Below are 12346 nucleotides of genomic sequence, written 5' to 3'. Positions count from 1 at the left end.
GGAGGGTAGTTTTATGGCGACTTTCAAGACAATTCGACAAACAGCAGCTATGGGGTTCATCACAGAAAATTACATCAGGCTAATGGTAGCAGAAGGGCGGTGTCCTGGTATCCGTGTCGGGAACAGATTCATGGTAAATGTGGAAGCCCTTGCAGAACAACTGGACAAGGAAAGCCGTGAGGTGGTGGCAAAATGACAGACATGAAAATGACCCACCCCACGGCGGCAACCGTGGAGCGGGTCGAGGCGGGAGCGGAGACTGGACAGGCCACCACTTCCACCACAAATGATACCACACCCACCCCAACAGGGCAAGCGGTGAAAATTTCCGATTTGCTGGGCCACGGCCAAAGCGCCGCTGTCCCGCTCCGGCACCTGAAAGAGCTGGCCGGTCTCCCTGGCCGGGAGGTCCGGCGGATGATCCAGTCCGAACGGCTGCGGGGTATCCCGATTTTGTCCGACAATATCAGCGGTTACTATTTGGCCGGTGATGCCCAGGAGCAGGAGAAATTCATAAAGTCCATGCGTGGCCGGGCCGCTGAGATTGAGGCCGTGGCCGCTGCGGTGGAGAAGGCGGTGATTGACTGAATGGCTGAAAGACGTAAGCTCCACGCAAGACAGCTTTTCTTCAATCAGGAGCGGCGGGCCACTGTGTCAAGTATTGGTGTCCAAGCCCGACAGGTGAAGCACTGCGGGCTAGTGGTCGTGGATTACCTGGGCCTTATCCAGCACAGTCCAGGAAAGTCCCTATATGAACGTGTCACCGAAACCAGCAACAGCTTGAAACGGCTGGCTCTTTCATTGAATATCCCGATTTTGTGCCTAGCTCAGTTGAACCGGGAGTTAGAGGGACGCAAGGGCCCGCCCAGACTGTCTGACCTGAGAGACAGCGGAGCTATCGAACAAGACGCTGACGGAGTGCTGTTGCTTCACTGCCCGCAGTATGAGGACAAAAACGGTCCAGCTCCTCTGGTGGTGTCCGTGGCAAAGAACCGGCATGGTCCAGCTGGGAGTGAACTTTTGTTCAACTGGTATCTGAACAATGGCCGGATTCGGCCAACGGCCCATGAACGGCTGAAATATGTGTGAGGGGGGCGAACTATGGGAGTCAAAAGTGCGAGAAAAGGAGCCGCCGGGGAGCGGGAGGTTATGGCTATACTGCGAGATCACGGCTACCCTGTGGAGCGTGGCGGTACACAGTCCTTTGGGCAGCGGCCAGACCTCTATGGGCTTGATGGTGTCCACCTGGAGATTAAGAGGGCTGAACGTGCCCAGGTGTGGGCATGGATGGAACAGAGCCAAAAAGACGCCCAGCGATTCGGGGACGGTGTGCCAACTGTGATTTTTCGGCGCTCACGCTCCAAGTGGTTGATTTGCATGGAGTTGAGCGATTTTCTGACCTTCTATCAAGCGGCAGAAAACGGCGAAACCCGGAAATAATCGGAAAATTTACGAAAAAGGAGAATAATTATGCTGTACGTAAAAAGTGAATCCGGGGAGTTTACCCCTATCAACTATGGCAATACCTTTGCAAAGTGCCCGAAATGCGGCACCATGCACCAGATCGACCTTGCCGATATTCTAGAATGTACTGGAGGAGATGTGGAGGAGGCAAGTGCTTTCTGTGAAAAGTGCTCCACAAAGCATATGCCCATGTTTGAGAATGCGGACAAGCTCCAGTCCATTGCAGACAGGTTTGGTGTCTATCTGGGAATTGTGCAGAATATTGTGCAAAGCGGCCTTGACCGTGATCTCTCCCTGGAGGCTTGTCTTGTCGGTGCCCGGCTGGCCCTCTCGATGGAGAGCGGCAAGGAGGAGCTTTTCAGTCTGGATGATATAGCCGCTGTCCTGGGGTGTAGCAGGGAGGAAGCCGCCACCGAACTGGAGAAGCAGGGGTTTCAGGGAGCGCAGATATCCACGCTCCCCGGCTTTGAATGGCTGTTAGGCCAGATGTGACCTCCCCCTTTTTCTAGCTGGAAAGTGTTGAAAATGCAAGAAAGTGCAAACATAAAAAAAGACGGACCGGGAGGACTACAGAAAACTACAGTTTAATCCGGACATTTCGGAGGCCCTAAAAAGAGCTGTAAAACCTTAGAAAACCTCAGATACGGCAAACATTGTTGCAAAAAGTTGCACTAAAAAAGGAGGACCACATGATTCAACTCACAGAAAAATTGGTAATGACAGCCGATAAGCACTGTTACATTGTGGGAGAGCCAAAGCAGAGGCCGGGGAGGCCCTTTGAGATCAAAGAACCGAAATATTACTCTACCGCCGCACAAGCCGTCCAGGGCGCTCTATACACGGCCATGCGACAATCTGTGGAGGATGGCAGTATCACTACACTGCAAGACTTCATCAAAGAGTTAGAGCGGAGGCATTCAGAGTTTCAAGCTATGATTGCACCGCTGAATGGTGGCTAGGCTGTGCAGAGCGGTGGAGAGGGCCGTCTAGCCGCTAGGGAGGGTAACTATACCCCCCAGCCATATATCCGCTGTACCCTGCCTGTACATCAAAGGACCGGAGGAGTAATCCCCCGGTCCTTCCTTCATGCAGCTTGTAAATAGTCGATGATTGCGACCTCGCACATAATGCTCCGCTTCACAGCCTCCACGATCTTCTCCAGCTGCTGGGCCACCTCGTCACTGTATGAAGTTTCCCCGCATTGCTGGCATACCTGGCCGGGGACGTTCTTCACAATCACTACGCACCGGCCCAGGTCAACAATGAACTTTGTCATTTGTTCAATCGTTTGTCCCTTGCAGTAAAAGCAACTCATTATTTCACCCTCCTTGTTTTCAAATCGCTTTCCCATTCGTCAGGGTCCGGATGATATGCGGTGATCAGCCAGACTTTACCCTCGCCTATTCCGCAGACTATGTGAAGGGCCTCCCTGGCCTCCGTGGTTCCCAGGAGTAAACAGCTGGGGTATGGGTAATCATCCGGGTACTGTTCTATAATCTCTCCGCTGCGGATGGCCTGGACCACACTGGCCTGAAAGATTCCTCGCTGCATAAGCCGCTTCAATATGTGGCCGGTCCAGCGGATGGAGCCGTTTTCACATAGCTTCTGCAAATCAGTAATTTCCATGCGCTATCCCTCCTCAGCGGCTGCAGGAGCGCCGCTGTCCCGCTCCATAGTCTCCGATATGGCCCGGTTAATAAAGCCGTTGACGGACTCTCCACGGGCCTCTGCGTGGGCCTGGACACGTTCATACCTGTCACGCTCCATTCGGACCCTTGCAACGGAAAACTTCTCCATGTATTTTTGCTGTGCCTTTTTGAGTGCGTCCGATCTTTCTGGCATATATTTCACCTCCCTGGGGAGCGCCGATCTATTCGGACACCTCCTCCATTATGATTTTATTATACCACGCTTGTCTATATAAGTCCATATACAAAATGAATATATATTGGCCTATATATTTGTACGGTCTGTCAATTGATATATTGGCCTATATATGATATTATAATCATGTCAGGAGGGACAAGCCCCGGTCAAGGCGGAAGAACAAATAGGGAGCGCAAGACAAGAGTTGGACAGGACACAAGGGACACAGAGAAGGTAAGGAACCCTTACAGCCCCCAGCCACCAGAGCCAATCCCCTAAATTTGAAGGAGGTAACACAATGAGTATCAACGAGATCGAGGGCAAGGTCCGGGAGCTGCGCCAGCTGCAAGCCCTCATTGAGGAAGCCCAAGCAGAGGCTGAGAACATCAAGGACGCTATCAAGGCCCACATGGGCGATTCTGAGGAGCTGCGGGCCGGGGAGTACAAGGTCACCTGGAAAGCGGTCACGGCATCCAGGCTGGACAGCAAGGCCCTGAAAGCGGCCCTGCCCGAGGTGGTGGAGCGCTTCACCAAGACCACCACCACCCGCCGCTTCTGCGTGGCATGAGAAGGAGCCGCTATCCTGGCCCGTCAAAGCATGGATAGCAGCCCCGAGATAACCCCAGAGGGGGTCAGGTAGATTATACACCCGGCCCCCTTCAATGACAAGGAGGAAAAATACCTAATGGAAAACATTCTTGCAGATATCACAACCGCTGTCAAATTGACGGCCCAGGTCCGCAGGGAGCGGAAAGAGGGAAGCCCGGCCCGCCTGGCGAAAGTCTATCGGGTGCCAGTGGTTGATTTTGGCTATTGGGGTTTTACCCCAGAGGCGTGTCTGTTCTATTTTGTCCTGCTCCGAAGGGCAGAGATCAAGAATGGCCAGGCAGCATTCCTGCTGTATAAAGATGTCCAGTGCCTTTACCACCGATTGAACGCGCATAACAATGGCCACGTTACCCAGGGGACGGTTCGTCCCCTTGTGGCAGCCTACCCGGGCGTTGCAGTTCTGGCAGAGGTAGATGTTCTCACCAGCCAAGCCAAGCCGGTCGGTGGAGGCCCCGTAGATCTTTCGGGCCGGCACCAGACGGATCACGCCGCCGCAGTAGCGGCAGATGGTAGGGATTTTCATCCATGTCCACCCCCTATGCCGCTTTTTTTGCGGGAGATTTTTTCGCCGCCTTTTTCGGAGCGGACTGTGCCAATCCGGGCCGCACACCGGTCTGCATATAGAAGGCGTTCTCGGTGCTCAGCGTCAGCATCCCGCCGGCAGCGATCCCTAGGGTGGCCGTCCCGGACAATGCTCTCAGGCAGTTGGACAGCCGCCTGGTGAGAAACCAGTATTCTCCCTGGGGCATCCCGGTCAGCGGGGCTACAGCGATGGAATCCTGAGCGTTTCCAAAGACGCCGCTGCATTGGAAGGACAGCGTCATGCCGTCAAAGGTAAGCTGCACCTTTCCATCCGGCTCAACACAGGATACATACTCCAGCCCCTTACGCAACTCCGCCACATCGGTGAGGACGGTAAACTGATTTTTCAGGGTGTTGGTCAGATGATCCGTATTGATGTAGTCGGCCTCGATCAGCCGGGCGGAGAACAGAAAACCCTCCCGGACGAACACGACCTTTTTCCCGGTGGTGCCCACCCGAAACTCGTCCTTGTCCCCGCACATCTGGGCCAGCCGGCTCAGGGAGTCGGCGGGGATCAGCACGCTGAAATCGCCGGTGCTCTTGTCGTCCCCCTTGGCGGTGACCACACAGTTCCCATCGCTCCCGGCGGCTCGGAGGCCATCTTGGGTGAACCGGAGGTGGACACATTTGAGCATGGGCTTCTCATTATGCTCATCGGCGGCGAACACCGTCCGCTTGGCCATGGAGGGGATGCCGCTGGCCCGGACCAACCTGGTCACGGCGGGGATCTCCGCTTTGGGGTAGCTGCTCTGCTCCCAGACGGAGACGTTGTATTTGGCGTCTCCGCTCCAGACCTTCAGTTGGTCACCCTTGGAATCACGCCACAGCCTCACGGTGTCGCCGGGCAGCTTCTCCAGCATCCCGGCCAGCAGCCTGGCGTCAATGGCCAGGGCGTCGTCCTCCGGGGCGGCACAGGCCAGCTTCTGCTTCAAGGTGATCTCCAGGTTGGTGGAGGTGAGGACCAGCGACTTGCTGGCGGCGTCCGCCTCCAAGAGTACCCCTTCAAGACATCCAGGGGCGAGTTGGCGGGCACGGTGGCCACCGCACGCTTGACAGCGTGCAGCAGTTCGGCCCGGTTCATGGTAATGTTCAAGCAAATTCCTCCTACGCAACAAAATCGAAGAAAGACAGCTGGTTTTCGTCCACCGGCTTCTTCTTCGACTTCTTTTTTCTGCGTTCTTCCATTGTTCGTTGCAGCAGCCCATCATAGAGCGCCTGCTTGTTTTCCGCGTCCACGGTACGGAACTGGATCGGTTCAGGAACGGCGGCAGGCTCAGGTATCTCCTCAACAGCGGCGACAACAGGCAGGGCCACGGGCTGGACACGCTCACGGTGGGGATTGATGATCGCCATCTTCTTAAAGGTGGCGGCGATGTCCTCCACGTTGTCCTTGATGCCCAGGGCCAGCTCCTTCGCCATCTGGGAGGTCAGATCCTTCACATCGCTCATGGCGGCCAGGCCCTCCTCCGATAGGTTGCCCTCAATGATCCCGGCTACGGCCAGCTTGGAGGCCATGAGCTTCATGGCCTTGGCCTGAATGGTGTCGGCGTAGTAGAGCATGTAGACCTCCACCCGGGGCGCGGTCTGGTTGATCCGCCAGGACCGGCGGGCCGCCTGACGCAGGGTGAACAGGTTGTAGCCCATGCTGTAAAAAACCAGGGTGGTAAAGGCATTCAAATCGAGCCCGGTCTCCACGCATCGGGGATTGGTGATGAGCACCTGACAGCCGCTTTTGACCCGCTTCTCCACCCAGGCCTCCCGCTTCTCCGGGGGAACAGTGGGCGATAAGATCTCGGTACGGAACCCCTCGCCGGTGAGCAGCTTCTGAAGTTTCTCCTGGGAGTCGGTCCGGGTCCAGCTGGTGTAGACCATTACCCGCCCGCCGGCGGCGATCTTCTCCCTGACGATCTCCAACACCTTTTCTTCCTTGGGCAGGATGTCGTCAAAACTGGCCTCGCTGCTGGGGTGGGCGATGACATGGCCGTCGATGGGGTGGACGATATCCGGCTGGTCGTAGGGCTGGTCCGGGTAGACGGTGAGCAGGTTCAGATAGGCGGACAGCAGCTTTTGGGCCTCCTTCCGGTCTGACTTCAACACCGCGCGAATATCCCGTTCCATCCCCTTGTACGCGCCGCACACCTTATCCGGCATCTCGACAGGAATGGGGATCTCCTCATAGTCCGGGAGGTCCTTGCCCATGTCGTTCAAGGAGAGGAAGGCGGTGTACTCCAGCAGGAACCGGGAGAACACCAGAGGCGACACCCCAGGCAACTGGCGGGTCTTGGTCTTCCGCTTGCTGGCCCGGCGGTTGGCGTTGTAGGCGGCGTCAGTGGTCTCATAGGTGTTCTCCACCACACCGTACTCCGCGTCAAACCGCTGAGGACTGCGGTAGCTCTTGCCATCCTTGCGCATCAGGCCGGGCACCAGCCGGTACAGCAAACGGAAAATGCCGGAGCTGTATCCGTTGATGAGGGTAGCCGTCATGCCCACGAACTGCTTGCTGACGCCAAAAATCTCCGCCATGGCGTCTCCCTGGCCGCTGTTGTTGTTGTACTCGTGGAGCTCATCCGCGACAAAGCCGTTGATCCGCCCCTTCATCTTCTTTTTGATGTAGGTGCTCACAGGAAAGCGGCGGCAAGCGCCCCTCACTGGGAAACTGCCCTGGGGATCAGCGGCGATCTCCCGCAGCCGCTCCAATACCGTCTCATTTTTCGTGAGAGACAGGTAATTGGCCACGAAGGACTTGCAGACCCAGCCGAAGTCCGGGATCTTGGTCCAGGGGATATTCCTGCCTGGATTGACAGGAGCCCAAAGCATGGAGCCGCACTCCCGGCAGACACGGTTTTTCTTGTGCTCCCGCAGGAAAAAAGGCGGATCAGCGTTGACCAGATACCGGGAACCATCATCGCTGTATTCCATCTGGATGGGCTTACCGCAGTCCGGGCAGAGGAACGCCCTTTTCCGCTTGCTCCAGGAGACGGCGGGGTACCGCATATAGCCGTCCCGGGCCTTCTCCTTGCTGAATACCGCGTAGACATTTTTGTCCCCGGCCTCATACAGGGCATACAGCCGCTCCAGTTCGGTGATGCTCTTGACCACCATGGCGACAGTGTCAGGCAGGGTCTCCCCGATCTCCCGCACCCACTTCTTGGTGATATGGGAGGGGCACATGATCAGGTTGAAGGTTTTGGGGACTCCGGCTTTACGCTGGGAGGCCCATAGGCCATGGAGAGCGCCCAGGGCAGTGGAGCCGATTTTCGTTTTTCCGCTGCCGCACTCGGCAATGATGAGGGCGACGCTCTTCCTGTCCAGCTGCCGCTTGACCGCCTCGGCCACGGCGAGCTGAGCATCGTAGAGGGAATAGCCTGCCTGCTGCTGGATGTAGTCATTGACGGCCAGCACCTCCTCAGACAGCGGCTCGGCAGCCGGGTCAAAGAGAGGGGTGAACTGGTCCCGGATGCGGTCGGCCACGGTGACGCCGAAGGTATTGAGGTAATCCGTGATATTTTTCACGTCCTCAAAGCTGTCTGGCTGGTCCGGGCCGGCGCCGGGAATGGAGATCGCTCCGCACTCCAGGCCTCGCTCCAGAATTTCCACCACATTTTCGTCGTTGGGCCGGAGGTCCAGCACCCAGGCGTCCAGCTTCTCCTTCAGGGAAAAGACTTCCATCGGCCGCAGCTCGCCCCGGTCGATGAGAGCGTCCAGGACGGCGTCCCGGAACTCCGGGATGAGGGGAGCGGCGGTCTTGCGGTCCAGCTCCTCAAAGAGGCGGTCCCAGTCCCCGGCGGGGACGAAGATGTAGCACTTCCTGGGCTGAATGGTCTGCTGCTCGCCGGTCTCCTCTGGGTCTTCCTCGCCGTCCGATGGGTCGGCGGATTGCGGGTCGTCGTCCACCATGAGGGTACCCACGGCGTACTGGCCGTCGTGGGACATCTGCCGCCGGTACTGCTTAGGGATGCTTTTCAGCTGCCTGGTTTTCCCACTCTGGGGTATTTCGATTGTCGCTCCGCCGTAGATGGCGTCCGACATGGCTTTCACCATCTCCGGGTAGCCGCCGAAGCGGACGGCGCTGATCACGCTGTCCTCTCCGCTCCGGTCCAGGATGATGGTGTCCGCGTACACCGCCAGGCGCACAGATTTGCCGGGGTCATAATAGGTCAGCGGGATCAATCTGCTCTGTGACATTTCATTTAACAAGCTCCTTTCCGTTTGAACAAAAAAAGGCCGTGTCCGCCTCTGAAAAGGCAAATACACGGTCGTTCCTGTTCGTTTATTGATTTCAAGGTCTATGCAGTCTGGTACGTTGGGGCGCACTACGCCCCTGGCCGCGTTCCATTCCTCCCTCACTTACTCCGCCCTAAACTTACTCCGCCCTGAAATACACTCCTATTTTATCATCCCAGATTGTCTCTGTATAGGTGAGGTTTTGTCACCTAATTTTGATTTTCATAAGACACAGCGGCGGAATCTGGATGGATGAGAGTGATAGAAAGCCCCTTCCTTCTGGCATAATTCACCGTCTGCATGGTGCCGGAGCGGAGGTTCCGGTCGTTATCATACACCGCCAGCAGACAGTCGGCATGATCCACCAGATACTGGTTTCTCAACCTGTAATTGGTTACAGAGTCATGTTCCGCAGTTCCGGCGATGACTACCTCCGTGCTGTGCTGCCGCAGGACGGACAGCCGGCGGCGGCTCTTGGGGTCCCAGTCCCTATCATGTCCGGCAAAGGGGAGGACAAGGATCAGCTCGATATCGCTGTACTCTGGCTGCTCTTTCAGCTCCAGCAGCAATTCCCCTGACCAGAGGTCTACGCCAAGAGCGCCCCCGTCATAGAAACGGCGGACGCCCTTCTCATAAAGATGAATGAGCTGCACCTTCAGCCGGCGCTTGAGCCGCTTGCAGCCGTTGTTGTTTTCGTTATACTTCCACTTGAACCGGCTAGGCCGGTGGCCGGTGATGGCACAGGCTTTGTATTCCATGATGATTCTCCTTAACAGTGATATGTTAGCATAGCGCCTGATATGGTGTATTGCTACGGATGTTATTATAAACTTGTATGGATTCTATGTCCAGAAATATGGGGTTACACTACTAAATAGAGGTGGTGTAATGCTGTGCCAAGGACATTGAAGGATATCAACGTAGAGGTGGGGACCCGTATCAAGGAGAAACGGCTGGCCCAGAAGCTGACCCGAGAGGAACTGGCGCGGCTGTCCGGCTACACCGCCAACTTCATCCAGGAGGTGGAGCGCGGCCGCTCCGGACTGTCCTCTGAGTCCATCCGGGCGCTGTCCATGGCGCTCAAGGTCTCTGCGGACAGTCTGCTGTTTGGCGATGCGCCGGAGGAATTTTTCTACATTTCGCAGAAGTTGAAAGCAGTCCCGCCTCAGAAGCGGGAGCATATTCTCAAAATTATTGAAGAGGCCATTGCCTGTTCACAATGATAAACTCCCCTATGTCAAGCGACACAGGAGAGTCACAGATGAGAACTAAGGCAGCAGGCCATGACAAAAAGCCCGATGCCCTGTTTGCAGTCCTCATAATCCAATGCAGGATAAGCAGTCTGTGTAAGAGCGCAGGAAATAATTTGGGCAGCGGTATCAATCACTTGATACCTAAATTGATATATAGATAAATTTGTTGTGTATACAGCAGTTTTTGGAGAACAATTGCAACAGTACATTGTGTTTTCTCAACGAAGGCGGTATAATAGTCGAAAGGTCATTGGGCCGGGGCAATTCCTGCTGACCTCAGCCCGGAAAGGTGGAACAGACTATGAAAATCAGCTACAAACCGCTCTGGAAAACACTGATTGACAAGAATCTGACCAAGAAAGATTTACGGCTCCAAGCGCATTTGACTACAAATCACATCGCCAATATAGGCAAAGGGGAGCATATCTTCATGCAGACCCTTATCAAGATTTGTGAAACGCTGGACTGCGATATTCCCGATGTGATTGTGCTGGTGCCGGGCGATGACCAGTAAGGGAGAAAGTGCAGCATAATAGAAAGCGTAATAAACATGGGTCTTGCCAGGCTGTGTTTTGCCTGCTGAAGATAAAGATATGGAATAATACGAATAATGCTAAAAAAACTATTGACAAGTCCAAAAAAATCCTTTATAATCCTTTCGTAAAATTTTGAGTGGACTTTTCCGGATTGATACGCCATCTTTTTGCCACACAGTTATCAGTTTGATAACTGTGTGGCTTTTTGCTGTCATAATTCAGGAAATGTTTATAAAATTTGGGGGGATATATGCTGGATGAAAATAAAGTGGCAGTTATGCCTGTTGAAAAGCTGGTTATTGAAATGTCATTACGGCCACTATTTTCTATGTTTCTTCAATATTATAAGTACACATTTTTATATTCGTAAATTAAGGGAGGAATTAAAATGGACGAAAAATTTATGAAAGAAAAACCTGTATTGCCGTTAATCTTATCAATGTCACTTCCTATGGTACTCTCAATGTTGGTAAATTCTTTATATAACATTGTAGATAGCTTTTTTGTAGCCCAAATTAGTGAGGACGCTATGACAGCATTGTCATTAGTCTTTCCTGTTCAGAATTTTATCAATGCTGTTGCTATTGGCTTCGCCATAGGAATTAACGCAGCAATAGCTTTTTATTTGGGGAGAGAAGAATATTCAAGGGCAAATATGGCAGCTACACAAGGCATGGTATTTGCTGTTATACATAGTGTAGTTATTACAGTTTGTGCGATTTCTATTATTCCCACTTTTTTGAGAGTATTTACATCATCAGAACCCGTTATTGATTTCGGTATTCGATATTCTGTTATAGCCTTTTCTTTTACTTTTATCATTATTCTAGGCGGAACATTTGAAAAAATATTCCAAGCCGTAGGTAATATGAAAGTAACTATGATAAGTATGATATGTGGGTGTATCGCAAATATTATCTTAGACCCAGTGCTTATTTTTGGGATTGGTTTTTTCCCTGCAATGGGAATAGAGGGAGCAGCATTGGCAACCGGCATTGGACAGACAATAACGCTTGCTATCTATTTAGTTGTCTACTTTGTGCGCCCTATTCGTATTCGCATTAGCAGACAATTTCTTACTTTTGATAAAAACACCGTATTCAAACTGTATTTTGTTGGTATACCCGCAACCTTAAATCTGGCTTTGCCATCTGTTCTAATTTCAGCACTTAATTCCATTCTGTCCTTATATTCAGAGGTATATATTTTAGTTTTGGGAATTTATTACAAATTACAGACTTTCCTATACCTTCCTGCTAATGGTATCATTCAAGGAATGCGCCCTTTAATTGGTTATAATTATGGAGCTGGCGAACAAAAGCGTGTTAAGGAAATTTATAATATTGTTCTTTGCATGAGTAGCGTGATTATGGTTTTAGGCACTATTATTTGTTTGCTCATTCCCGGTCAACTAATAAATCTGTTTACTCATGTGCCGGAAACAATTCATACTGGGAAAATTGCACTCCGTGTTATTAGTGCAGGCTTTCTTGTTTCGGCTATTTCTGTAACTTCATCAGGTGCGTTAGAGGGATTAGGAAAGGGTATGCCTTCATTAATTATCTCTCTATGCCGTTATATTATCATTATCATTCCGTCCGCATTTTTGTTTAGCAAACTTTTTGGTGCAGTCGGCGTATGGAATGCTTTTTGGGTGGCTGAATTTATTACAGCAATTATTTCATTTTTTATTTTTCACGGTACAATAAAATATACACGCAAAGCCCGAACAGTTAAAGGACGTTGACGGGGAGCTACTACTCCATTGCGGTAGATTACAAATTAAAGGGATAATACATGTGATAAAACGGC

At 52.8% G+C, this 12346-nt stretch carries 17 protein-coding genes; 10 read left to right on the top strand and 7 right to left on the bottom strand.

All coding sequences use genetic code 11. The features are described from left to right. The first annotated feature begins 13 nt into the window (after nt 1-13). From NFS22_RS11220 to NFS22_RS11195, 6 genes are all read left to right on the top strand, one after another. Nucleotides 14-196: a hypothetical protein gene (locus NFS22_RS11220; protein WP_251317857.1), complete on the top strand. Its 183-nt coding sequence runs from the start codon at nt 14-16 to the stop codon at nt 194-196. Next, a complete protein-coding gene (locus tag NFS22_RS11215) occupies nt 193-588 on the top strand; it encodes a hypothetical protein (protein ID WP_251317856.1) in 396 nt (131 codons plus the stop codon). The genes NFS22_RS11220 and NFS22_RS11215 overlap by 4 nt, the downstream gene beginning before the upstream one ends. Next, the gene (locus NFS22_RS11210; RefSeq protein WP_251317855.1) at nt 589-1089 is read left to right on the top strand and encodes a DnaB helicase C-terminal domain-containing protein; all 501 of its coding nucleotides are present in this window, start codon (nt 589-591) and stop codon (nt 1087-1089) included. Between the two features lie 12 nt (nt 1090-1101). Continuing rightward, nucleotides 1102-1440, top strand: coding sequence for a putative PDDEXK endonuclease (locus NFS22_RS11205; protein ID WP_251317854.1), 339 nt, complete (start codon nt 1102-1104; stop codon nt 1438-1440). A 30-nt stretch (nt 1441-1470) separates the two neighbouring features. After that, nucleotides 1471-1956, top strand: coding sequence for a hypothetical protein (locus NFS22_RS11200; protein WP_251317853.1), 486 nt, complete (start codon nt 1471-1473; stop codon nt 1954-1956). A gap of 197 nt (nt 1957-2153) precedes the next feature. Further along, on the top strand, nt 2154-2423 hold the full coding sequence (locus NFS22_RS11195) for a hypothetical protein (RefSeq protein WP_251317852.1): 270 nt from the start codon (nt 2154-2156) through the stop codon (nt 2421-2423). A 125-nt stretch (nt 2424-2548) separates the two neighbouring features. Here NFS22_RS11195 and NFS22_RS11190 read toward each other — a convergent pair whose 3' ends face one another. From NFS22_RS11190 to NFS22_RS11180, 3 genes are read right to left on the bottom strand one after another with little or no spacing between them, the layout of a single operon-like run. Then, nucleotides 2549-2779 (bottom strand): type II toxin-antitoxin system MqsA family antitoxin, encoded by a 231-nt coding sequence (locus NFS22_RS11190; protein ID WP_251317851.1) that lies wholly within the window; start codon nt 2777-2779, stop codon nt 2549-2551. Beyond that, entirely contained in the window at nt 2779-3090 is a 312-nt protein-coding gene (locus NFS22_RS11185; protein ID WP_251317850.1) for a DUF4258 domain-containing protein, read from the bottom strand. The genes NFS22_RS11190 and NFS22_RS11185 overlap by 1 nt, the downstream gene beginning before the upstream one ends. Before the next feature lie 3 nt (nt 3091-3093). Then, nucleotides 3094-3306 (bottom strand): ABC transporter ATP-binding protein, encoded by a 213-nt coding sequence (locus tag NFS22_RS11180; RefSeq protein WP_251317849.1) that lies wholly within the window; start codon nt 3304-3306, stop codon nt 3094-3096. 322 nt (nt 3307-3628) lie between these two features. On the opposite strand from NFS22_RS11180, the gene NFS22_RS11175 reads away from it, so the two are divergent. After that, entirely contained in the window at nt 3629-3898 is a 270-nt protein-coding gene (locus NFS22_RS11175; RefSeq protein ID WP_251317848.1) for a hypothetical protein, read from the top strand. Between the two features lie 114 nt (nt 3899-4012). Here the strand turns inward: NFS22_RS11175 and NFS22_RS11170 are convergent, their stop codons facing one another. The 4 genes from NFS22_RS11170 to NFS22_RS11155 all read right to left on the bottom strand — a co-directional run bounded on the left by NFS22_RS11170 (nt 4013) and on the right by NFS22_RS11155 (nt 9503). Next, a complete protein-coding gene (locus NFS22_RS11170) occupies nt 4013-4462 on the bottom strand; it encodes a zinc-finger-containing protein (protein ID WP_251317847.1) in 450 nt (149 codons plus the stop codon). Nucleotides 4463-4475: 13 nt separating this feature from the next. Beyond that, nucleotides 4476-5726 (bottom strand): DNA polymerase III subunit beta family protein, encoded by a 1251-nt coding sequence (locus NFS22_RS11165; protein ID WP_277614766.1) that lies wholly within the window; start codon nt 5724-5726, stop codon nt 4476-4478. Continuing rightward, the gene (locus tag NFS22_RS11160; RefSeq protein ID WP_251317845.1) at nt 5626-8706 is read right to left on the bottom strand and encodes a helicase-related protein; all 3081 of its coding nucleotides are present in this window, start codon (nt 8704-8706) and stop codon (nt 5626-5628) included. Before NFS22_RS11160 ends, NFS22_RS11165 begins: the two co-directional genes overlap by 101 nt. Nucleotides 8707-8954: 248 nt before the next feature. After that, nucleotides 8955-9503 carry an SLOG family protein gene (locus tag NFS22_RS11155; RefSeq protein WP_251317844.1) on the bottom strand — a complete coding sequence of 183 codons (549 nt, stop codon included), beginning with the start codon at nt 9501-9503 and terminating at the stop codon, nt 8955-8957. Nucleotides 9504-9638: 135 nt separating this feature from the next. On the opposite strand from NFS22_RS11155, the gene NFS22_RS11150 reads away from it, so the two are divergent. The 3 genes from NFS22_RS11150 (at nt 9639) to NFS22_RS11140 (ending at nt 12281) form a co-directional block, all read left to right on the top strand. Continuing rightward, a complete protein-coding gene (locus tag NFS22_RS11150; RefSeq protein ID WP_251317843.1) occupies nt 9639-9968 on the top strand; it encodes a helix-turn-helix domain-containing protein in 330 nt (109 codons plus the stop codon). A gap of 331 nt (nt 9969-10299) precedes the next feature. After that, nucleotides 10300-10512: a helix-turn-helix domain-containing protein gene (locus NFS22_RS11145; protein ID WP_251317842.1), complete on the top strand. Its 213-nt coding sequence runs from the start codon at nt 10300-10302 to the stop codon at nt 10510-10512. Between the two features lie 410 nt (nt 10513-10922). Beyond that, a complete protein-coding gene (locus NFS22_RS11140; RefSeq protein WP_251317841.1) occupies nt 10923-12281 on the top strand; it encodes an MATE family efflux transporter in 1359 nt (452 codons plus the stop codon). Nucleotides 12282-12346 lie beyond the last annotated feature (65 nt).

Source organism: Flintibacter muris (assembly GCF_943192995.1).
GTDB lineage: Bacteria > Bacillota > Clostridia > Oscillospirales > Oscillospiraceae > Lawsonibacter > Lawsonibacter muris.
This window is presented reverse-complemented; position numbering and strand designations above follow the sequence as displayed.

Coding starts and splice junctions, on each gene's coding strand:
- NFS22_RS11220 (WP_251317857.1), top strand. CDS start 14: ATGGCGACTTTCAAGACAATTCGACAAACAGCAGCTATGGGGTTCATC.
- NFS22_RS11215 (WP_251317856.1), top strand. CDS start 193: ATGACAGACATGAAAATGACCCACCCCACGGCGGCAACCGTGGAGCGG.
- NFS22_RS11210 (WP_251317855.1), top strand. CDS start 589: ATGGCTGAAAGACGTAAGCTCCACGCAAGACAGCTTTTCTTCAATCAG.
- NFS22_RS11205 (WP_251317854.1), top strand. CDS start 1,102: ATGGGAGTCAAAAGTGCGAGAAAAGGAGCCGCCGGGGAGCGGGAGGTT.
- NFS22_RS11200 (WP_251317853.1), top strand. CDS start 1,471: ATGCTGTACGTAAAAAGTGAATCCGGGGAGTTTACCCCTATCAACTAT.
- NFS22_RS11195 (WP_251317852.1), top strand. CDS start 2,154: ATGATTCAACTCACAGAAAAATTGGTAATGACAGCCGATAAGCACTGT.
- NFS22_RS11190 (WP_251317851.1), bottom strand. CDS start 2,779: ATGAGTTGCTTTTACTGCAAGGGACAAACGATTGAACAAATGACAAAG.
- NFS22_RS11185 (WP_251317850.1), bottom strand. CDS start 3,090: ATGGAAATTACTGATTTGCAGAAGCTATGTGAAAACGGCTCCATCCGC.
- NFS22_RS11180 (WP_251317849.1), bottom strand. CDS start 3,306: ATGCCAGAAAGATCGGACGCACTCAAAAAGGCACAGCAAAAATACATG.
- NFS22_RS11175 (WP_251317848.1), top strand. CDS start 3,629: ATGAGTATCAACGAGATCGAGGGCAAGGTCCGGGAGCTGCGCCAGCTG.
- NFS22_RS11170 (WP_251317847.1), bottom strand. CDS start 4,462: ATGAAAATCCCTACCATCTGCCGCTACTGCGGCGGCGTGATCCGTCTG.
- NFS22_RS11165 (WP_277614766.1), bottom strand. CDS start 5,726: ATGGGCTGCTGCAACGAACAATGGAAGAACGCAGAAAAAAGAAGTCGA.
- NFS22_RS11160 (WP_251317845.1), bottom strand. CDS start 8,706: ATGTCACAGAGCAGATTGATCCCGCTGACCTATTATGACCCCGGCAAA.
- NFS22_RS11155 (WP_251317844.1), bottom strand. CDS start 9,503: ATGGAATACAAAGCCTGTGCCATCACCGGCCACCGGCCTAGCCGGTTC.
- NFS22_RS11145 (WP_251317842.1), top strand. CDS start 10,300: ATGAAAATCAGCTACAAACCGCTCTGGAAAACACTGATTGACAAGAAT.
- NFS22_RS11140 (WP_251317841.1), top strand. CDS start 10,923: ATGGACGAAAAATTTATGAAAGAAAAACCTGTATTGCCGTTAATCTTA.